The 20,254-nt window shown below is 70.6% G+C and carries 18 protein-coding genes; 10 read left to right on the forward strand and 8 right to left on the reverse strand.

Features of this window, described 5'->3' with window-relative positions; genetic code table 11:
- Nucleotides 1-76: 76 nt before the first annotated feature.
- The 8 genes from DEJ48_RS06420 to pssA all read left to right on the forward strand — a co-directional run bounded on the left by DEJ48_RS06420 (nucleotide 77) and on the right by pssA (nucleotide 9,113).
- Nucleotides 77-883, forward strand: a complete 807-nt coding sequence (locus DEJ48_RS06420) for a TetR family transcriptional regulator (RefSeq protein WP_190537236.1) — start codon at nucleotides 77-79, stop codon at nucleotides 881-883.
- A gap of 442 nt (nucleotides 884-1,325) precedes the next feature.
- Nucleotides 1,326-2,687 carry a crotonyl-CoA carboxylase/reductase gene (gene ccrA / locus DEJ48_RS06425; RefSeq protein WP_411757426.1) on the forward strand — a complete coding sequence of 454 codons (1,362 nt, stop codon included), beginning with the start codon at nucleotides 1,326-1,328 and terminating at the stop codon, nucleotides 2,685-2,687.
- Between the two features lie 22 nt (nucleotides 2,688-2,709).
- On the forward strand, nucleotides 2,710-4,737 hold the full coding sequence (locus DEJ48_RS06430; RefSeq protein ID WP_150215243.1) for a protein meaA: 2,028 nt from the start codon (nucleotides 2,710-2,712) through the stop codon (nucleotides 4,735-4,737).
- On the forward strand, nucleotides 4,734-5,708 hold the full coding sequence (locus DEJ48_RS06435; RefSeq protein WP_150174024.1) for an HpcH/HpaI aldolase/citrate lyase family protein: 975 nt from the start codon (nucleotides 4,734-4,736) through the stop codon (nucleotides 5,706-5,708). The genes DEJ48_RS06430 and DEJ48_RS06435 overlap by 4 nt, the downstream gene beginning before the upstream one ends.
- A gap of 5 nt (nucleotides 5,709-5,713) precedes the next feature.
- Entirely contained in the window at nucleotides 5,714-6,238 is a 525-nt protein-coding gene (locus DEJ48_RS06440) for a MaoC family dehydratase (RefSeq protein ID WP_150187061.1), read from the forward strand.
- A gap of 2 nt (nucleotides 6,239-6,240) precedes the next feature.
- Nucleotides 6,241-7,446: an acyl-CoA dehydrogenase family protein gene (locus tag DEJ48_RS06445; protein WP_150215244.1), complete on the forward strand. Its 1,206-nt coding sequence runs from the start codon at nucleotides 6,241-6,243 to the stop codon at nucleotides 7,444-7,446.
- Between the two features lie 169 nt (nucleotides 7,447-7,615).
- The gene (locus DEJ48_RS06450; protein ID WP_150215245.1) at nucleotides 7,616-8,272 is read left to right on the forward strand and encodes a phosphatidylserine decarboxylase; all 657 of its coding nucleotides are present in this window, start codon (nucleotides 7,616-7,618) and stop codon (nucleotides 8,270-8,272) included.
- A complete protein-coding gene (pssA, locus tag DEJ48_RS06455; protein WP_150174018.1) occupies nucleotides 8,259-9,113 on the forward strand; it encodes a CDP-diacylglycerol--serine O-phosphatidyltransferase in 855 nt (284 codons plus the stop codon). The genes DEJ48_RS06450 and pssA overlap by 14 nt, the downstream gene beginning before the upstream one ends.
- A gap of 110 nt (nucleotides 9,114-9,223) precedes the next feature.
- Here pssA and DEJ48_RS06460 read toward each other — a convergent pair whose 3' ends face one another.
- Genes DEJ48_RS06460 through DEJ48_RS06480 form a run of 5 tightly spaced genes read right to left on the reverse strand, consistent with a single transcriptional unit; the run spans nucleotide 9,224 to nucleotide 14,117 of the window.
- Nucleotides 9,224-10,486, reverse strand: coding sequence for an ABC transporter substrate-binding protein (locus DEJ48_RS06460; protein ID WP_150215246.1), 1,263 nt, complete (start codon nucleotides 10,484-10,486; stop codon nucleotides 9,224-9,226).
- The gene (locus DEJ48_RS06465; RefSeq protein WP_411757427.1) at nucleotides 10,483-11,631 is read right to left on the reverse strand and encodes a branched-chain amino acid ABC transporter permease; all 1,149 of its coding nucleotides are present in this window, start codon (nucleotides 11,629-11,631) and stop codon (nucleotides 10,483-10,485) included. Before DEJ48_RS06465 ends, DEJ48_RS06460 begins: the two co-directional genes overlap by 4 nt.
- Nucleotides 11,624-12,514 (reverse strand): branched-chain amino acid ABC transporter permease, encoded by an 891-nt coding sequence (locus tag DEJ48_RS06470; protein ID WP_150215247.1) that lies wholly within the window; start codon nucleotides 12,512-12,514, stop codon nucleotides 11,624-11,626. The genes DEJ48_RS06465 and DEJ48_RS06470 overlap by 8 nt, the downstream gene beginning before the upstream one ends.
- The gene (locus tag DEJ48_RS06475; protein WP_150215248.1) at nucleotides 12,511-13,329 is read right to left on the reverse strand and encodes an ABC transporter ATP-binding protein; all 819 of its coding nucleotides are present in this window, start codon (nucleotides 13,327-13,329) and stop codon (nucleotides 12,511-12,513) included. Before DEJ48_RS06475 ends, DEJ48_RS06470 begins: the two co-directional genes overlap by 4 nt.
- Nucleotides 13,326-14,117 (reverse strand): ABC transporter ATP-binding protein, encoded by a 792-nt coding sequence (locus DEJ48_RS06480; protein ID WP_150215249.1) that lies wholly within the window; start codon nucleotides 14,115-14,117, stop codon nucleotides 13,326-13,328. The genes DEJ48_RS06475 and DEJ48_RS06480 overlap by 4 nt, the downstream gene beginning before the upstream one ends.
- 313 nt (nucleotides 14,118-14,430) lie before the next feature.
- On the opposite strand from DEJ48_RS06480, the gene DEJ48_RS06485 reads away from it, so the two are divergent.
- Nucleotides 14,431-15,654 carry a PucR family transcriptional regulator gene (locus tag DEJ48_RS06485; protein WP_150215250.1) on the forward strand — a complete coding sequence of 408 codons (1,224 nt, stop codon included), beginning with the start codon at nucleotides 14,431-14,433 and terminating at the stop codon, nucleotides 15,652-15,654.
- Here DEJ48_RS06485 and DEJ48_RS06490 read toward each other — a convergent pair.
- From DEJ48_RS06490 to DEJ48_RS06500, 3 genes are all read right to left on the reverse strand, one after another.
- Nucleotides 15,644-16,399 (reverse strand): DUF4239 domain-containing protein, encoded by a 756-nt coding sequence (locus DEJ48_RS06490; protein WP_150215251.1) that lies wholly within the window; start codon nucleotides 16,397-16,399, stop codon nucleotides 15,644-15,646. The two genes, DEJ48_RS06485 and DEJ48_RS06490, sit on opposite strands and share 11 nt — an antisense overlap.
- On the reverse strand, nucleotides 16,396-17,037 hold the full coding sequence (locus tag DEJ48_RS06495) for a hypothetical protein (RefSeq protein WP_150215252.1): 642 nt from the start codon (nucleotides 17,035-17,037) through the stop codon (nucleotides 16,396-16,398). The genes DEJ48_RS06490 and DEJ48_RS06495 overlap by 4 nt, the downstream gene beginning before the upstream one ends.
- Nucleotides 17,038-17,131: 94 nt before the next feature.
- A complete protein-coding gene (locus tag DEJ48_RS06500; RefSeq protein ID WP_411757428.1) occupies nucleotides 17,132-18,316 on the reverse strand; it encodes a glycerate kinase in 1,185 nt (394 codons plus the stop codon).
- Nucleotides 18,317-18,471: 155 nt separating this feature from the next.
- Between DEJ48_RS06500 and DEJ48_RS06505 the strand changes: the two genes are divergently transcribed.
- The gene (locus DEJ48_RS06505) at nucleotides 18,472-20,196 is read left to right on the forward strand and encodes a BCCT family transporter (protein WP_150215254.1); all 1,725 of its coding nucleotides are present in this window, start codon (nucleotides 18,472-18,474) and stop codon (nucleotides 20,194-20,196) included.
- Nucleotides 20,197-20,254: the final 58 nt, after the last annotated feature.

A 20,254-nucleotide genomic window follows, 5' to 3' on the forward strand; every position in this document is an offset into this window, starting at 1 on the left:
GGGCGGGCTGCTCGAACCCTCGGGCAGCCCCGTCCCTCAGGAGCACCGTGGCGCGCATATGCAGTACGTTCATGGCATGTCCAAGGCCGCCAAGTCCTCACGCAACGCAACCCCCGACGCTCCCGAGAGTGCCGCGGGCAGCCGTGCCGCCGCCCAACGGCTCAAGATGCGCCGGGAGCTGGCGGCCGCTGCCATGGAGCTCTTCGCGTCCAAGGGGTACGAGGCGACGACGGTCGACGAGATCGCCGCACAGGCCGGGGTGGCCCGCCGGACCTTCTTCCGCCACTTCCGCTCCAAGGAAGAGGCGATCTTCCCGGACCACGACGACACCCTGATCCGCGCGGAGGCGGTCCTCAACGCGGCTCCGCCGCACGAGCACCCGCTGGACACGGTGTGCCGCGGCATCAAGGAAGTCATGAAGATGTACGCGGCGTCGCCCGCGGTCTCCGTGGAGCGCTACCGCCTCACCCGTGAGGTCCCCACGCTCCGTGAGCGCGAGATCGCCTCGGTGGCCCGCTACGAGCGGCTGTTCACGCGCTATCTGCTGGGCCACTTCGACGAGCAGGCGCACCACGACGGCAACGACGACCCGCTGCTCGCCGAGGTCGCCGCGTCCGCGGTCGTCACCGCGCACAACCACGTCCTGCGGCGGTGGCTGCGGGCGGGCGGCCAGGGCGACGTGGAGACCCATCTGGACCACGCGTTCGCGATCGTCCGGCGCACCTTCGGCACGGGGATCGGCGCGGGCCGCGACACGATGCCGGCCACCGCGCCCGCGACGGTGTCCGAGCAGGGCGAGGTGCTGGTCGCCGTGGCGCGTACGGACGCGCCGCTGGACGAGGTCATGCGGACCATCGAGAAGGCGCTCAGGGAGCGTTCCTAGGGGGTCTCCAGGGGGTTCCCGGCGCGCGCGTTCGGGTGTTCCTAGGCAGGTTTTGATCCGCCTTCATGCGTGACTTAGAAGGGGGCGCTACCTTTCGGTAGCGCCCCCTTCGCCATGCCCGCCACCCCCTCTGACCTGCGGTGATCGATCATCGGTCAAAAATTAATGGCACCCAGTGTCTTGCCCGTTGGCACGCGGTGCCATACGTTGATGTTGTCCGGGCGGCCGGCGTGCAGAGATCTCGCGCACGTCGGCTGTCCCCTCAAGCCACGGCTTGCGCGCCCGGACGCCTGCGTCACAGGCACCTCCCGCGCCACACCAAGGCGTTGCCGAGCACCACCCTTCGCCGAACCGACGGCACACCCCTCCAGAGCATCGCAACAAACCCTGACGTATCCCCTTTCGAAGAGCGCCCCCTCAGCGCTTCCGCCGGAGGTAAACCGTGAAGGAAATCCTGGACGCGATTCAGGCTCAAACCGCGACCGCGAGTGGCTCGGCCACGGTCACATCCGCAGATTTCGCCGCTCTCCCGCTGCCCGACTCGTACCGCGCGATCACCGTGCACAAGGAAGACGCGGAGATGTTCACGGGTCTGGAGACCCGCGACAAGGACCCCCGCAAGTCGCTCCACCTCGACGACGTGCCGATCCCCGAACTCGGCCCCGGCGAGGCCCTGGTGGCCGTCATGGCCTCCTCGGTCAACTACAACTCGGTGTGGACCTCGATCTTCGAGCCGCTGTCGACCTTCAGCTTCCTGGAGCGCTACGGCCGGCTCAGCGAGCTCACCAAGCGCCACGACCTGCCGTACCACATCATCGGATCCGACCTCGCGGGCGTCGTCCTGCGCACCGGCCCCGGCGTGAACGCCTGGACCCCGGGTGACGAGGTCGTCGCGCACTGCCTGAGCGTCGAGCTGGAGTCGTCCGACGGCCACAACGACACGATGCTCGACCCCGAGCAGCGCATCTGGGGCTTCGAGACCAACTTCGGCGGCCTCGCCGAGATCGCCCTGGTCAAGTCCAACCAGCTGATGCCCAAGCCGGGCCACCTGAGCTGGGAGGAGGCCGCCTCCCCCGGCCTGGTGAACTCCACCGCGTACCGCCAGCTGGTGTCCGGCAACGGCGCCGGCATGAAGCAGGGCGACAACGTCCTGATCTGGGGCGCGAGCGGCGGACTCGGCTCCTACGCCACGCAGTTCGCGCTCGCGGGCGGCGCCAACCCCATCTGCGTGGTGAGCAGCCCGCAGAAGGCGGAGATCTGCCGCGCCATGGGCGCCGACGCGATCATCGACCGCAATGCCGAGGGCTACAAGTTCTGGAAGGACGAGCAGACCCAGGACCCCAAGGAGTGGAAGCGCTTCGGCAAGCGCATCCGCGAGCTCACCGGCGGCGAGGACATCGACATCGTCTTCGAGCACCCCGGCCGCGAGACCTTCGGCGCCAGCGTCTACGTCACCCGCAAGGGCGGCACCATCACCACCTGCGCGTCGACCTCGGGCTACATGCACGAGTACGACAACCGCTACCTGTGGATGTCCCTCAAGCGCATCATCGGCTCGCACTTCGCCAACTACCGCGAGGCCTGGGAGGCCAACCGCCTGATCGCCAAGGGCAAGATCCACCCGACGCTCTCCAAGGTCTACTCCCTGGAGGACACCGGCCAGGCCGCCTACGACGTCCACCGCAACCTCCACCAGGGCAAGGTCGGCGTCCTCGCCCTCGCGCCCGAGGAGGGCCTGGGAGTGCGCGACCCGGAGATGCGCGCCGAGCACATCGACGCGATCAACCGCTTCCGGAACGTCTGAACGCACTGAGGAGCAGCGCAAGATGACAGAGCGTCAGAAGGACCGGCCGTGGCTCATGCGGACGTACGCCGGTCACTCCACGGCGGAGGCGTCCAACGAGTTGTACCGGCGCAACCTCGCCAAGGGGCAGACGGGCCTCTCGGTCGCGTTCGACCTGCCCACGCAGACCGGCTACGACCCCGACCACATCCTCGCGCGCGGCGAGGTCGGCCGGGTCGGTGTGCCCGTCTCGCACCTGGGTGACATGCGGCGGCTGTTCCAGGACATCCCCCTGGAGCAGATGAACACCTCGATGACGATCAACGCCACCGCCATGTGGCTCCTGGCGCTCTACCAGGTGGTCGCGGAGGAGCAGGGTGCGGACATCACCAAGCTCCAGGGGACGACACAGAACGACATCGTCAAGGAGTACCTCTCGCGCGGGACGCACGTCTTCCCGCCGGGTCCCTCCCTGCGCCTCACCACCGACATGATCACGTACACGGTGGCGCGGATCCCCAAGTGGAATCCGATCAACATCTGCAGCTACCACCTCCAGGAGGCGGGGGCCACACCGGTCCAGGAGATCGCGTACGCGATGTCCACCGCCATCGCGGTTCTCGATGCCGTACGCGACTCGGGGCAGGTCCCCGAGGAGAAGTTCGGGGACGTCGTGGCCCGCATCTCCTTCTTTGTGAACGCCGGAGTCCGGTTCATCGAGGAGATGTGCAAGATGCGGGCGTTCGGGCGGATCTGGGAACAGGTCACGCGCGAGCGGTACGGCATCGAGAACCCGAAACAGCGCCGGTTCCGCTACGGCGTGCAGGTCAACTCCCTCGGTCTGACCGAGGCCCAGCCGGAGAACAACGTCCAGCGCATCGTCCTGGAGATGCTGGCCGTCACGCTCTCCAAGGACGCACGCGCGCGCGCCGTGCAGCTGCCCGCCTGGAACGAGGCGCTGGGCCTGCCCCGGCCCTGGGACCAGCAGTGGTCGCTGCGCATCCAGCAGGTCCTCGCGCACGAGAGCGACCTCCTCGAGTACGAGGACATCTTCGCGGGCTCGCACGTCATCGAGGCCAAGGTGGACGCGCTCGTCGAGGACTCCCTCGCGGAGATGGACCGCATCGAGAAGATGGGCGGCGCGATGGCCGCCGTCGAGTCCGGCTACCTCAAGTCGCAGCTCGTCTCCTCCCACGCGGAGCGCCGGGCCCGCATCGAGTCCGGCCAGGAGAAGATCGTCGGCGTGAACTCCTACGAGTCCACGGAGCCGAGCCCGCTCACCTCGGACCTGGACGGGGCGATCATGACCGTCGACCCGGCGGTCGAGGCCCGCGTCGTGGACGCCCTCAAGCAGTGGCGCGACACCCGCTACCAGCCGCCGTTCAACCACCCCCGCCCCTGCAAGGCCCTGGAGCGGCTCAAGGAGGTGGCGGCCGGCACGGGCAACCTCATGGAGGCCACCCTGGAGTGCGCACGCGCCGGTGTGACGACCGGGGAGTGGGCCGGGGCACTCCGGGAGGTCTTCGGGGAGTTCCGGGCCCCTACGGGCGTCTCAAGCGCTCCTGTGGCCGTCGCGGCCGAGGAGGGCACGCCGCTCGCCCTCGTCCGCGAGAAGGTCGCGCGGACGGCCGAGGACCTCGGCGGCGGCCGGCTCCGCTTCCTGGTCGGCAAGCCGGGCCTCGACGGACACTCCAACGGCGCCGAGCAGATCGCGGTCCGCGCGCGCGACGCCGGCTTCGAAGTGGTCTACCAGGGCATCCGCCTCACGCCCGAGCAGATCGTCGACGCGGCGCTCGCCGAGGACGTCCACGCCGTCGGCCTGTCGATCCTCTCCGGCTCGCACGCCGAGCTCGTCCCGGACGTGCTGGAGCGGCTCCGCAAGGCCGGCGCCACCGACATCCCCGTCATCGCCGGCGGCATCATCCCCAACAGCGACGCCGAGGACCTGAAGGCGGCGGGTGTCGCCGCCGTCTTCACCCCCAAGGACTTCGGCATCACCGAGATCATCGGCCGTATCGTCGACGAGATCCGGAAAGCGAACCACCTCGACCCCCTGGAGGTCCCCGCATGACTGCGCCCACCGCGCCCATCAACCGCCTTCGTCCGCGCCGCTCCTGTCTCGCGGTGCCGGGGTCGAACCCCCGCTTCCTGGAGAAGGCCCAGGGCCTCCCCGCCGACCAGGTCTTCCTCGACCTGGAGGACGCCTGCGCGCCGCTCGCCAAGCCCGAGGCGCGGCACACCATCGTCAAGTTCCTCAACGAGGGCGACTGGACGGGCAAGACGCGGGTCGTGCGCGTCAACGACTGGACGACCGAGTGGACGTACCGCGACGTCGTGACCGTCGTCGAGGGCGCGGGCCAGAACCTCGACTGCATCATGCTGCCGAAGGTGCAGACGGCCGAGCAGGTCGTCGCCCTCGACCTGCTCCTCACCCAGATCGAGAAGACGATGGGCTTCGAGGTCGGCAAGATCGGCATCGAGGCGCAGATCGAGAACGCGCAGGGCCTCAACAACGTCAACGCGATCGCCGAGGCCTCCCAGCGCGTGGAGACCATCATCTTCGGCCCGGCCGACTTCATGGCGTCCATCAACATGAAGTCCCTGGTCGTCGGCGAGCAGCCGCCCGGCTACCCGGCGGACGCCTACCACTTCATCCTGATGAAGATCCTGATGGCCGCCCGCGCCAACAACCTCCAGGCGATCGACGGCCCCTACCTCCAGATCAAGAACGTCGACGGCTACCGCGAGGTCGCGAACCGCGCCGCGGCGCTCGGCTTCGACGGCAAGTGGGTCCTGCACCCCGGCCAGGTGGAGGCCGCCAACGAGGTGTTCTCGCCCTCGCAGGAGGACTTCGACCACGCCGAGCTGATCCTGGACGCGTACGAGTACTACACGTCCGAGGCGGGCGGCAAGAAGGGCTCGGCGATGCTCGGCGACGAGATGATCGACGAGGCCAGCCGGAAGATGGCGCTGGTCATCTCCGGGAAGGGCCGTGCGGCAGGGATGACCCGCACGTCCAAGTTCGAGGCCCCGGAGGCGTAGGACACATGCAGTTCGGCCGCACCTACGAAGAGTTCGAAGTCGGCGCCGTGTACAAGCACTGGCCCGGAAAGACGGTCACCGAGTACGACGACCACCTCTTCTGCCTGCTCACCATGAACCACCACCCCCTCCACATGGACACGAACTATGCGGAGAAGACGACCGACTTCGGGAAGAACGTCGTCGTGGGCAACTACATCTACTCGCTGCTCCTCGGCATGTCCGTCCCCGACGTCTCCGGCAAGGCCATCGCCAACCTGGAGATCGAGTCGCTGAAGCACGTGGCGCCGACCTTCCACGGCGACACGATCTACGGCGAGACGACGGTCCTCGACAAGACGCCGTCCCGGTCCAAGTCGGACCGCGGCATCGTGTACGTGGAGACCAAGGGCTACAAGCAGGACGGCACGCTGGTCTGCGTGTTCCGCCGCAAGGTGATGGTTCCCACAGAGACGTACATCAAGGAGCGCGGCGGCGAACAGCCCGGCCGCCCGGAGCTGAACGCCCCTTCGAAGAGCACGGAGAAGTAGCCATGAGCCGACTCGCGCAGACCGCCGGTCTCACCGACATCCAGCAGGAGATCCTGGCCACCGTCCGGGACTTCGTCGACAAGGAGATCATCCCTGTCGCGACCGACCTGGAGCACCGTGACGAGTACCCGCAGCAGATCGTCGACGGCCTCAAGGAGTTGGGCCTCTTCGGGCTCATGATCCCGGAGGAGTACGGCGGTCTGGGCGAGTCGTTGCTCACGTACGCGCTGTGCGTCGAGGAGATCGCGCGTGGCTGGATGTCGGTCTCCGGCATCATCAACACCCACTTCATCGTTGCTTACATGCTCAAGCAGCACGGCACGCAGGAGCAGAAGGAGACCTTCCTGCCGCGGATGGCGGCCGGCGAGGTGCGGGGCGCGTTCTCGATGTCGGAGCCGGGGCTCGGCTCCGATGTGTCGGCCATCACGTCCAAGGGCGTCAAGGACGGCGACGAGTACGTTCTCAACGGTCAGAAGATGTGGCTCACCAACGGTGGAACGTCGACTCTGGTGGCCGTTCTGTGCCGGAGTGACGAAGGACACCCGGAGGGCACGGCGCCCCACAAGTCGATGACGACCTTCCTCGTGGAGAAGGAGCCCGGCTTCGGAGAGGTCCGGCCGGGACTCACCATCCCCGGGAAGATCGACAAGATGGGTTACAAGGGCGTCGACACGACCGAACTCATCATGGACGGACTGCGAATTCCGGCCAATCGTGTGCTCGGCGGGGTCACCGGCCGAGGGTTTTACCAAATGATGGACGGCGTCGAGGTCGGACGCGTCAATGTCGCAGCTCGTGGCTGTGGCGTCGCTCAGCGTGCCTTCGAACTGGGTGTCTCGTATGCCCAGCAACGTCACACTTTCGGCAAGGCCATCGCACAGCACCAGGCCATTCAGTTCAAGCTGGCCGAGATGGCTACCAAGGTCGAGGCCGCCCATGCGATGATGGTGAACGCAGCACGCAAAAAGGACTCCGGGGAGCGAAACGACCTCGAAGCAGGCATGGCGAAGTACCTCGCCTCCGAGTACTGCAAGGAAGTCGTGGAGGATGCGTTCCGGATCCATGGTGGATACGGCTTCTCGAAGGAGTATGAGATCGAGCGCCTCTACAGGGAGGCACCCATGCTGCTGATCGGTGAAGGTACCGCCGAGATCCAGAAAATGATCATTGGCCGACGGCTACTCGAAGAGTATCGATTCCAGGGCTAGATGCCCGGTTTGGGCCACTTTCGCCGAGAAGAAGATCACACCCTGTCAACACTCTTCAGCCGCGGACTCGGCTTCCTGGCTTGCCCAGTTGTGGCTCGCAACCGATAACATCCGGAAAAGCCGCCGTCCCCCATTCCCTGCGCGGCCTCATCCGCTACGAAGGTCATCCATGCCCCACAGCCAAACCTCTGCACCACGCGACGGCATTCTCCAGGGACGCCTTGCCCGCGGAGCATCGCCGTGGCTCCTGCCCACCGTCGCCACCGCGGCACTCAGCCTCGCCCGCGCACGCCGTTCCAAGGGCGCCGCGGCCGTAGCCGTCCCTGCCACCGCCCTCGCGGCCGGCATGCTGTGGTTCTTCCGCGACCCCGAGCGCGAGATCGCCCAGGGCCGTGTCATCTCTCCGGCCGACGGTGTGGTGCAGAGCATCATGCCGTGGAAGGACGGGCGCACCCGCGTCGCGATCTTCATGAGCCCGCTGAACGTCCACGTCAACCGCGCGCCCCTGGCGGGCACCGTGACGTCCGTGGAGCACATCCCCGGCGGGTTCGTCCCGGCGTTCAACAAGGAGAGCGAGAACAACGAGCGCGTTGTCTGGCACTTCGACACCGAGCTCGGCGACATCGAGATGATCCAGATCGCGGGCGCGGTCGCGCGGCGCATCGTTCCGTACGTGCCGCAGGGCACGAAGGTGGAGCAGGGTGAGCGGATCGGCCTGATCCGTTTCGGCTCGCGCGTCGACATCTACCTCCCCGAGGGTATCGAGGTGGACGTCGAGGTCGGTCAGAAGACCGTGGCTGGGGTGACTCGCATTGACCGTGGTTGATCCAGAGACACAGGCGGGCTGGGTGCCCGAGGCGGTGGAGGACGAGGCCGACGAGGAGATGCCTCTCTCACTGCGCCTCTCGATAGCGGACACCCTCACGCTCGGCAACGCCACGTGCGGGTTCATGGCGGTGTACTTCACCACCACGGGCATCCTCATCCCGCACCTCCAGGGCAGCAACGAGAGCGGCATGGCGCGGCACTCCGCCGCGACCGCCGTGATCCTGATGCTCTGCGCGGCCGTCTTCGACCTCTTCGACGGTCTGGTGGCCCGCAAGCTGCGGTCGTCGCCGATGGGCGCGGAGCTGGACAACCTGTCGGACCTGATCAGCTTCGGTCTGGCCCCGGCGTACTTCGTCCTGGTCTACGGCATGGTCGCCGACGACGCGCACCAGCGGGTGGCGGCGGTCGGCGCGATCGTCGTGCTGTTGGCGGTGGTGCTGCGGCTTGCGCGGTTCTCGTGCGTGACCGTGAAGGACGGCACCTTCCAGGGCATGCCGTCTCCCTTCGGGGCGCTGACGGTCGTCTCGATCGTGCTCCTGGAGCTGCCCTTCGTGGCGACGCTCCTCGCGATCATCGGCACGGCGTGGCTCATGGTCAGCCGCGTCGAGTACCCGAAGCCGCGCGGTCCCCTCGCGGTGGCCATGCTCTCCTGGATCGTCGCGGCGATGGGGCTGCTCGCGGCGTGGGCGTTCGAGGCTCCCGGCGGCCAGCTGCTGCTGCAGACCGGCTGCGCGCTGCAGCTCGTCCTGGGTGCGGTGATTCCCCTCTTCGCCACGGCTCGGAGGGTGAACAACTTTCGGGGGAACCGGCGTGAGGCTCGGGCAGCGCAGTTGCCTTAGCGGCACTTGAGCGGTGTGAAGGGGGGCCTGAACCTTTTGGTTCAGGCCCCCCTTCGCGTGCCGTCTGTCGCCCTTCGGGCTCGTCCTCAATCGCCGGACGGGCTCAAAAATCAGCCCCCGGCGGTGTAGCCCGTCGCTGCCTCCGCAGTACTGGGCTGACGTACCACCTTCATGCCGCCCGTCGCCTTCTTGTCCGGCTGGAGGATGACGCTCTCCTTCGACGAGGGGGCCTTCGGGTCGCTGAAGTTCTGGGTGACGCCGAAGCCCGCGTCGAAGTCGTCGATCGTGAGGAGCGCCTTGCCCACGCCCTCGCGCGTGAGGTCCTTCCTGTCGCACGCCGCCTTCAGTGCCTCGCCGAAGACGGACGCGGCCGTCCAGCCCGCCACGACGCCGTTGTCGAGGGAGTCCTTCGGGTGGGCCTTCTGGTAGTCGGCGACGAGCTTCTTCGCCTCCGGCGTGTCCGCGCCGATGGGCAGCGTGGGCGAGGCCACGTAGTAGTTCTTCATCAGGGCAGGGCCCGACTGCGTGGCGAGGAGCTGCGGGGCGAACGCCGAGTTGTTGCCGATGACCGGGACGTCGAAGCGCCCCGCCGCCGCGACGCCGACCAGTGAGGCGGCCTGGCGCGGGCCCGCGCTGATCACGACGGCCTTGACACCCGCCTTCTTCAGAGCGGAGACCTGGGCCGTCATGTCGTTGTCCGTCGGCTTGATCTTCTGCTCGACGACCGTGAGGCCCGCCTCGTCGGCCATGTGCTGCGAGCCCTTGAGGGCGTTCTCTCCGTAGTCGCCCTCGAAGTAGACGTGGCCGAGCTTGTCGCCCTTCTTGAGGCCCTTCTCCTTCATCAGGAAGTCGATCGCGTTGATCGTCTCCAGGTCGTACGTGGAGCCGACCACGCGCACGTACGGGCTGCCCAGCAGGTTCGCCGACCAGGCCTGCGGCAGGACGAGGCCCTTGTTGGCGTCGACGCGCTGCTCGACGGCGGCGACGAACGGGGAGCCGATGAACTGGGCGAAGCCGAGGACCTTCGGCTCCAGCTCGGTGTAGGCGGCGACGGCCTTCTGCGGGTCGTAGCCGTGGTCGCGGACGGTCAGCTTCAGCTTGCGGCCGCAGATGCCGCCGTCCGCGTTGGTCTGGTCGACGTAGAGCTGCTGGGCCTGGGTGACGCTCTTGCCGAGGGTGGCGTAGACGCCGGTCATGTCGGTGAGCACGCCGAGGTCGATCGTCTCGCTGGTGACGCCGTCGCCGGTCTTCACCCCGCCCGCGCCCTTGTCGCCGTCGGCCCCGTCGTCCTTGGCCTTCGAGCTGCACGCCGACAGCGCAAGCAGCGCGGCGAGCGCCGTGGCGGCCGCGGTGGCCCTGGTCAGTGCTTTCATGCTTCCTCCCCTGGAGTGCCTGGTCTTTGTCTGCCGCGCCGGGCGGCGATGCTCACCAGGCCGCCGGGCAGGAAGAGCACCACCGCCACGACGGCGGCGCCGTACAGATACCGGGACGCCTCGCCCGGTGAGATCCCGCCGGTGCCGGGGGCCGAGACCAGGGGCAGCGCGTCGCTGTACCGGGTCAGCAGCTGGGGCAGCAGGGAGACGAGGGCGGCGCCCGCGACGGCTCCCGCGACCGAGCCGAGGCCGCCGATCACGATCATGGCGAGGTATTCAAGCGAGAGCGTCATGCCGAAGTAGTCGGGGACGGTGCGCTGGAAGACCAGGGCGAGGAGCACCCCGGCGAGGCCCGCGTACATGGACGACAGGACGAAGACCCCGGCGCGGTAGCGGGCCACCGGGACGCCCAGCACGCCCGCGGCGACGCGGTGGTCGCGGATCGCGTTCATGGCCCGCCCCGGGCGGCCGCGCAGCACGCCGCGGGCGAAGAGCCCGCAGCCGAGGAGCAGCACGAGTCCCGCGTACCACAGCTTCTCGACGGCACCGAACGGGACGGCGGCGACCACGACCTCGCTCTCGTCGAAGGCGATGCCGAAGACGTTCAGGGGCGGCACGTCGCGTCCGTTGGAGCCGCCGGTGAGGTCGTGGGCGTTGAAGAGCACGTGCTGCCCGATGAAGATCAGCGCGAGGGTCGCGATGCCGAGGTAGGCGCCGCTCAGGCGGCCCGCGATGGGGCTGAAGAGGCCGCCCGCGAGCCCGGCGAGCACCACGGCGAGGGTCGCGGCGAGCCAGGTCGGCAGGCCGAGCCCGGTCAGGCCGTCTCCCCCGTCGCCTGCCAGGACGCAGTAGCCGTACGCCCCGATGGCGAGGAAGAACGCGTGTCCCATGGAGAGCTGGCCGGTGGCGCCGGTGAGGAGGTTGATGCCGATCGCGCCGATGGCGGCGGCCATCGCGAAGAGGCCCGCCTGGAGCCAGAAACGGTCCAGGTAGAACGGCAGCGCGAGGAGGAGTGCCGCGCAGGCGGCCCACAGGTAGGTGCGGGGACGGCTGAGCGGCGTACGGCGGACGGGGCGTGCGGCGGGGGCGGTGACGGCGTCGGCGGGCTCGGAGGCGGGGGCCTTGGAGACGGGGGCCTCAGACACGGGCGAGCTCCTTCGTGCCGAACAGCCCGGCGGGTCGCATCAGCAGGATGACGGTCATGACGAGGTAGGGCGCGAGGTCGCCGAGCCCGCGGCCGAGGAAGCTGAGCTCGCTCTGGTAGCCGGTGGCGAGGGACTCGGTGACGCCCACCACCAGGCCGCCGACGAGCGCGCCCGTGGTGGAGTCGAGGCCGCCGAGGATCGCCGCGGGGAACGCCTTCAGGGCGGCGAGCGAGGTGGCGCGCTCAAGGCCTGGCGTCGGGAAGACGGTGAGGAACAGCGCGGCCACGGCCGCGAGCGCCCCCGCGACCGCCCATGCGCCGAGCGACACCCTGCCCAGCCGTACGCCCATCAGCGCGGCGGTCTCCGGGCTCTCGGCGGCGGCCCGCATCGCCACGCCCCACGACGTGTAGCGGAAGGCGAGGAGGAAGGCGGTGATGAGCAGGGCGGCGGCGACGAACGCGGCGATGCGGGTGTGCGCGAGGGAGATCGGCCCGATGGTCAGCACGTCGTCGCCCCACGGGTCGCCGAGCGGCAGGACGTCGGTGCCGAGGCGGCGGGTGAGTTCGGTGGTGAGCAGGATGTCGACGCCGATGGTGACGATGGCGAGCACGCTGTGGTCGGAGCCCCGGTAGCGGCGCATGACGAGGAACTCGACGGCCGCGCCGACCACCGCGGCGCCCGCGATGCCGACGAGCAGGGCCGGCCAGAAGCCGAGGTCGTCGTGGAGGGACGCGGTGATGTAGCCGCCCGCGAGGAGCAGTGAGGCGTGGGCGAAGTTGACCACCTCGGTGGCTCGGAAGATGACGACGAAGCCGAGGGCGATGAGGGCGTAGACCGATCCCATGGAGATGCCGTTGAGGAGGAGCTCGGTGAAGGTGGTCACGGTCGTCGTCCCTCTCCGTCCCCGGTCCGGTCGGTCCGGTCGCCCTCGCCCAGGTAGGCGCGTACGACCGCAGGATCGTTCTGTACGTCGGCGGGGGCGCCGTCGGCGATCCGGCGCCCGAAGTCGAGTACGGTCACCGCGTCCGCGAGCCGCATCACCACCCCCATGTCGTGTTCCACCAGGACGATCGAGATGCCGAGGCTGTCGCGGACGCCCGCGATGACGGCCGCGGTGCGGCGCCGTTCGTCGGCGGTCATGCCGGCGACGGGTTCGTCGAGGAGCAGCAGGCGCGGCTCCATGCAGAGGGCGCGGGCGAGCTCGGCGAGTTTCTGCTGGCCGTAGGGCAGGGCGCCCGCGGGCTGGTCGAGCCGGTCCTCCAGGCCGACGAAGGCCGCTATCTCGCGGACGCGTTCGCGGTGGCGGTGTTCCTCGCGGGCGGCCGAGGGGAGCCGGAGTCCGGCGGCCATGAAGCCGGCGCGGGTCAGCCGGTGGCGGCCGAGGAGGAGGCTGTCGGCGACGGTGGCGCGGGGCGGCAGGGCGAGGTTCTGGAAGATGCGGGCGACGCCGAGCTCCGCGATGCGGTGCGGGCGCAGTCCGGTGAGCTCGTGGTCGCCGAAGCGGACGCTGCCGGAGGTGGCGCGGTAGACGCCGGACAGGACGTTGAAGCAGGTGGACTTGCCCGCGCCGTTCGGTCCGATGACGGCGTGCACGGTGCCGGGGCGGACGGTGAAGCTGACGGCGTCGAGGGCGGTGAGCCCCGAGAACCGGACGGTCAGGTCACGGACGTCGAGGGCGGGTACGGCTTCTTGCGTCATCGTCCGGCCTCCCAGCGCCGCAGCGTCGGCAGTACGCCGATCCCGCGGGTCGCGTCGGCCGCCGCGTCCTCGTCGACCACGCCCAGGTAGCGGCGGCGCACCTCGTCGGAGGCGGCGAGTTCGTCGGCGGGCCCTGACAGGGCGACCTCGCCGACGTCGAGGACGTACGCGGTGGTGGCGAGCCGCAGTGCGAGGGCGGCGTTCTGCTCGACGAGGAGCACGGAGGTGCCCTGCGCGTTGATCTCGCGGATGGTGTCGGCGATGCGCGCGGCCATGAGCGGGGCGAGTCCCAGGGAGGGTTCGTCGAGGAGGAGCACGCGCGGCGAGGCCATGAGCGCCCTGCCGACCGCGAGCATCTGCTGCTCGCCGCCGGAGAGCAGTCCGGCGCGTTGGGCGCCGCGTTCGGCGAGCACGGGGAAGAGGGCGTGGACGCGTCGCAGGGCGTCCGCCCTGGCGGCGCGCGATCCGGTGGCGCCGAGCGATCCCGCCCGCAGGTTGTCGGTGACGGTCATCCGCGCGAACACCTGCCGCCCCTCGGGCACGTGGGAGATCCCGGCGGCGACGACCCGGTCCGCCGAGAGGCCGTCGATGCGGCGCCCGTCGAAGTGGACGGACCCCGAGGTGAGCGCCCCGCCCTGGAAGGAGAGGGTGCGCGAAACGGCCCGCAGCAGCGTCGACTTGCCCGCGCCGTTGCCGCCGAGCACGGCGACGACGGTGCCGTGCGGCAGTTCGAGCGAGACGCGTCGCAACGCCCGCACGGGCCCGTACCCCACGGAGACATCCCGCACGACAAGTCCCCCACCGTGCCCGGGCTGATTCCCCCGGCCCCCTCCCCTGTCCTCCGCATCCGAGCCGCCCACGTACCGCCTCCCTCGTCCCGTACGGCACGTCCGCCGTCGTGTGGCGCTCACCCCAGCACCGCGAGGGCCGCCCGTCCACGGGCTGTGGGGGAAACGCTGCGGGAGACCACCGGTGGCGGCCCGCCGTTGTGCACGGGCACAACACCCCGTGTCAGGGGCCTGCCGGAGGGGGCGGAGCAATGGCATCCTCCCCAGCAGCGCCGTGCCGACGGCGCCCTGGCGCGCGGCGACGGGGGGAACGATGAGCGGGCTCGCGAACGGACGCAGGCCTCGGACCGGACACGACTGGAAGCTCCTCAAGGAGGCGTGCACCGCGCTCCTGCCCCGGCTGCCCGAGCTGGTCGACCAGCATCTGCGGCAGCTCGGCGAGCACTCGTCGGTGTACGGGAGCGTCCTGCCGTACGACGTGCAGTGGCGGGAGGCCGAGGAGGCCATGCGGATCGGCATCGAGGCGATCTCGGCCCCGCGGGCCTCGCCGCGCCGCGACCTGGAGTACGCGGAGGAGGCGGGCCGGCGCCGTGCTCAACAGGGGCTTCCCCTGGACCTGTTGGTGCACTCGTACCGCAACGCGGGCTACCTCGTGTGGGACTCCCTCCTGGAGGGCACCGCGGGCAAGGACCCGGAGAAGCTCGCGGTCCTGATGCGTTCGGCCACGATGGTGTGGTCGGCGGTGGACGCGCAGGCGGCCGTGGCGTCGGACGCGTACCGCGCGACGGAGCTGGAGTTGCGGCGGCGCACCGACGAACAGTTGCAGGCGCTGCTCGACGCGCTCCTGGAGGGCAGGTCGGCGCCGGGGCTCGCCGCGCGGGCCGCCGCGGGCCTCGATCTGCCCGAGCACGGCCCGTACGCGGTGATCGTGCTCCGCGCGGAGCGGCGCGACGGACGTGAGGCGTTCCACCGGCAGATCCAGCGGGCCGGGTTCCGGTTCGTCTGGCGGATGCGGACGGACTGCGAGGTCGGCGTGGTCGCGCTCGGCGCGGACGAGGGTCTCGACGGTCTGGCCCGGCTGCTCGACGGGCGGTGCCCGGGGCCGGGCGGCATCAGCCCCGTCGTGGCCGGGCTCGCGGAGCTCGGCCACGCGCGACGGCTCGCGGAGCTGGCGCTGCGCACGTGTCCGCCGGACGCGACCGGCATCGTCCGGCTGGACCAGCGGATGCCGACGGCGCTGGTGGTGAGCCAGCCGGAGCTGGCGGGGCGGCTCGTGTCGGAGGTCCTCGGTGAGGTCCTCGCCCTCGAACCGGCCGACCGGGCCGTGCTGTTGGAGACGCTCGACGCCTGGCTGGCGTGCGAGGGCTCGGCGGGGCGGGCGGCCGGCCGCCTGTACTGCCACCGCAACACCGTCTTCAACCGCCTGCGCCGCCTGGAACAGCTGACCGCGCGCTCACTGGCCCGCCCGCGGGACCTGGTGGAGGTGTCGCTCGCGGTGGAGGCGCACCGGCTCACGCAGCGGCAGGTCACGCACTGATCAGGTCCTGGAAGGCCGTCGTCGTCTCCGACGCGGTCCTGCCGAACGGCGCGTCGAAGTTCCACACCAGGAAGAGGAGGAAGGCGATCAGGGCGCTGAAGGTCCCGGCCAGCAGCAGCTCCCTGGACGAGCGTCTGATCTGCAGCGTGAAGATCAGTCCGACCGTGACGAATGCCCCGGCGACGAGGCCGAACCAGACCACGCCGGGCAGGGTCTCCTCCGCGTTGTCGGCCCGCGCCCTGCGCGCCTCGTCGGCGGCGGCCACCTGGTCGAGGAGCGGCTGGTAGGTCTGCGCCTCCAGTTCGCTCGCGGGCGGGCGGCGGGCGATGTCCCGGCGCAGCGTGTCGAGGAGTTCGCCGCCCCGGTCCGTGAGCCGGTGCTCCTCGATCATGTGCGGCCACTCGACGGTGGTCACGTGCTCGCTGTAGCGCCGTACGTCGCGCTCGACGCGTTCCCGCGCGTCCGCCGGGTAGACCTGCACACGCCTGCTGATCTCGTGCAGGGCCTGTGCCTCGTCGCGGGTGCCGTCCTGGGCGGCGCCGCGGGCCTCCCAGACACCGGCGATGGCGAGGCCGAGGACGATCGCGTACACGACGCCGACCATCATCACCATGTACTCCAGGACGTCCGGCGTCTCGCTGGTGTCGTCGTCCTCGGGCACCCTGCGGTGTCTGATCACGGTCACGGCCAGCACGATCGCGCAGGCCAGCACCATGGCCAGACCGAGTACGAACCATTCCGTCACGAGGGGCCTCCGGAGGGCGGGGTGGGGCGGGAAGCGGCGCCGGACGTGCCGGACGCGGCGGAGCGGGAGCGCGGACGCAGCAGCGCGGCGGCGAGGACCGCGGGGGTGGTGACGACCATCGTGGTGGTGACCATGGACCGCCCGCCCTCGCGCTCGGGCTTCTCGGCGGGGCGGTAGCCGGGCGCCGAGAGGGCGGGGCGGGGCGGTGGGCCGGGTGCGGGGCGCGCGGGGCGGGATTCCAGGCGTACGGGGACGTGGAGTTCCCGCACGCGGGGCGCGGCGCGGGGCGGGCGGTCGGCGGGGGGCGCGGGGGCGGGTGGTCCGGCCGCGCGGGGGGCCGCTTTCGCGGGCGGGGCGGGCGGGGCGCCGGGGCCCGGCGGGGCATGCCGCTCGGGCACGACATCGGGTACGACATCGGTCTTCACGGCTACGGCTACGTCGGCGTGGGCGTCTGCGTCGCCGCGGACGCCCGGGCGGTCCTCGCGGCAGATCTCGAGCCGCTCCGAGAGGACCACGCCGAGCGCGCCCGCGTACGTGTCCACGTGCGCGCCGACCTGCGCGTCAACAGTCAGACCCGGCACCGGGCACAGGCTCACGACGATGCCGAGACCGCCGCCGAGCCGCGCCCACCCGGTCAAGATCGACTCCTTCTCACGTAGAGAAGAAACGATCACGTTCCCGGTTCGACACGGGTGGGACTTTCAGGGCCGGGGCTCGCAGGGCCCGGGGCCCTCAGACCAGGAAGTCGCGGGCGATCCCCTCCGCCACCGTCTCCAGGATCGGGCCCGCCTCGGCGATGCACCGCGCCACGTCCGGCTCGACGTCGGTCAGGGCGTATGCGCGGCGGATGCCCGCCTTGCCGAGGACCTCCGGGGCGAGCGCGAGACGGCCGCAGACCGCGACGACCTCGATCCCGGCGGCCCGCGCGGCCGCGGCCACGCCCGCCGGTGCCTTGCCGTGCAGGGTCTGCTCGTCGAGCGAGCCCTCACCGGTGATGACGAGCGTCGCCCGCTCCAGGGCGGGCGCGAAGCCGAGCACGTCGAGCATGACCTCGATGCCGGGCCGGAAGCCCGCGCCGAGACCGACCAGCGCGCCGTACCCGATGCCGCCCGCTGCTCCGGCGCCCGGCGACTGCGCGTACTCCGCGGCCTTGGGGCCGATCGCCTTCTCCAGGACCGTGGCGTAGTGGGCGAGGGCGGCGTCCAGCGCGGCGACGTCCGCCGGGTCGGCGCCCTTCTGCGGGCCGTAGACCGCGGGGGCGCCCTTCGGCCCGGTCAGCGGGTTGTCGACGTCGCTGGCGAGCACGATCTCGACGTCCTTCAGGCGCGGGTCGAGGCCCGACAGGTCGGCGGTCGCCAGGTCCTTCAGCGGGCCGCCGCCGGGCGCGACGGGCTCGCCGTCGGCGTCCAGGAAGCGCGCGCCGAGCGCCGCCAGCATGCCGGCGCCGCCGTCGGTCGTGGCGCTGCCGCCGACGCCGAAGACGATGGTGCGGGCGCCCGCTTCGAGCGCCGCGCGGATCAGCTCTCCGGAGCCGTACGTCGTGGACGTGAGCGGCGCGAAGACGCCCTCGGGGAGCAGCTGGAGACCCGAGGCCTCGGCCATCTCCACGACGGCTGTGCCGTCCTTCAGCGCGTACGCCGCCGTCACCTCGTTGCCGAGCGGGCCCGTGACACGCACCTCGCGGCGCTCGAAGCCACCCGCGACGGCCGCGGCGACCGTGCCGTCACCGCCGTCGGCGACGGGCAGCGCCTCGACCGTGACGCCGGGGGCGACCCGGTGCAGCCCGGCCGTCACCCGCTCCGCGACCTGCACGGCCGTGAGCGAGCCCTTGAACTTGTCCGCGGCGATGAGCACGCGCTGCACACGCTCGTCGTGAGCCTGCTGCTCGTGTCCCGCCGTCCCTGCAGCGTCCGCCACCTTGGTTTCCCCTTGCTTTCGGGCCTTGCTCGCGTCAAGGCAGTCGCGCCGCTGCGACCATAACCGCAGACGGGGGCCGCTGCCCATGGCCGCCGGGACGTGAGACGGCGCGTCCCGGCGGAAAATCCCCGGATATCGCCCCATAGTGGTGCGCCATGAGTACGGAAATGATCGATCAGCCCCGTCCCGGTGACGGTCCGCCGGGCCCTCCCCCGGGCGACCGCGACCCTGCGGAGGGATCACCTCCGGACGGCACCCCCGACTACCTGGTCGTCGGCGTCGGCGTCGCCGCGGTGCTCGGGGTGGTCGCCTGGGCCGCGCTCGGCAAACGGTCCTTCGACCGAGCATCCGACAGCGCCCTCGGCTGGGTCCTCGACAACTTCGCCTGGCTCTTCGTGATCGCCGCGGACGTCTTCCTCGTCCTGTGCGTGGTGCTCGCGCTGAGCCGCTTCGGCCGGATCCGTCTCGGCACGGACGACGCGCGGCCCGAGTTCACGAACCTCGCGTGGATCGCGATGATGTTCAGTGCGGGCATGGGCATCGGTCTGATGTTCTACGGCGTCGGCGAGCCGCTGACCCACTACCTGGAGCCCCTGCCGTCCTCGGCCGCCGCGCCCCGCTCCGGCGCCGCGGCCCGCACCGCCCTTGAGTACTCCTTCTTCCACTGGACGCTGACACCCTGGGCGATCTACGGCATCGTGGGCCTCGCCCTCGCCTACGCGGGCTTCCGCAAGGGCCGCGGCAACCGGCTCAGCTCCGTCTTCGTACCGATCCTCGGCGCCCGGCGGGCGGCGGGCAGGCCCGGCCGGATCATCGACCTGCTCGCGGTCTTCGCCACCGTCTTCGGCACGGCGACCAGCCTCGGCGTCGGCGCGCTCCAGGTCGCCACGGGACTCAACCTCACGACGGGCGTGGAGAATTCGACCACCCTCCAGCTCGTCATCATCGTCTCGCTCGGCGCCGCCTTCGTGCTCTCGGCCTTCTCCGGGGTGCACAAGGGCGTGAAGTGGCTCAGCACCCTCAACATCATGCTGGCCGCCTGCCTGATGCTGTTCGTCTTCGTCCTCGGACCGACCGTCTACATCCTGGACGCGATCCCCGCGAGCGTCGGCGGCTACCTCCACCAGCTCCTCCCGATGGCCTCGCGCACCGGCGCCTTCACCGACAGCGACTGGCTCGGCGCCTGGACGGTCTTCTACTGGGCGTGGTGGCTGTCCTGGGCCCCCTTCGTCGGCACGTTCATCGCCCGCATCTCCCACGGCAGGACCATCCGCGAGTTCCTGATCGGCGTCCTCCTCGTGCCGAGCGGCGCCACCGTCGTCTGGTTCTGCGTGATGGGCGGCACCGGCATCCGGCTCGACGCGACCGGCAAGGTCGACATGGCGGGGAAGATCGAGGAGGGGGCGGAGGCCTCGCTCTTCGCGATGCTGGACGCGCTGCCGCTCGGCACGGTCACGTCGTGGGTCGCGATGATCCTGGTGATGACGTACTTCGTCACGAGCGCGGATTCCGCGTCGCTGGTGATGGGCTCGCTCAGCAGCCGCGGCTCCCTGCACCCGCCGACCTGGCTGGTCGTCACCTGGGGTGTCCTCATGGCGGCGGTGGCCGCGGTGCTCCTGGTCGCGGGCGGCCTGGACTCGCTGCAGAGCGCGACGATCCTGGTGGCGCTGCCGTTCGTCGTGGTGATGCTGGCGCTGTGCTGGGCGCTCCTGAAGGAGCTGCGCAAGGACCCGGGCGCCGGCCCGGCACGCGGCCAGGCGCTGCACGGGCTGCGGGACGCGGTGCGCACGATGGTCGGCGAGGCGATGACCGAACAGACACCGGACCGCCACCACCGTCTCCGCCGGATCGCCAGGTCCCGCAGCCAGGACGGGGACTGAACCGGCGATGAGGGTGCGGGATGCGTGAACCGGCGTCATGTGCGGCCGCGTTGGCCGC

Origin of the sequence: Streptomyces venezuelae (assembly GCF_008642315.1) — a bacterium.
GTDB classification, from domain to species: domain Bacteria; phylum Actinomycetota; class Actinomycetes; order Streptomycetales; family Streptomycetaceae; genus Streptomyces; species Streptomyces venezuelae_D.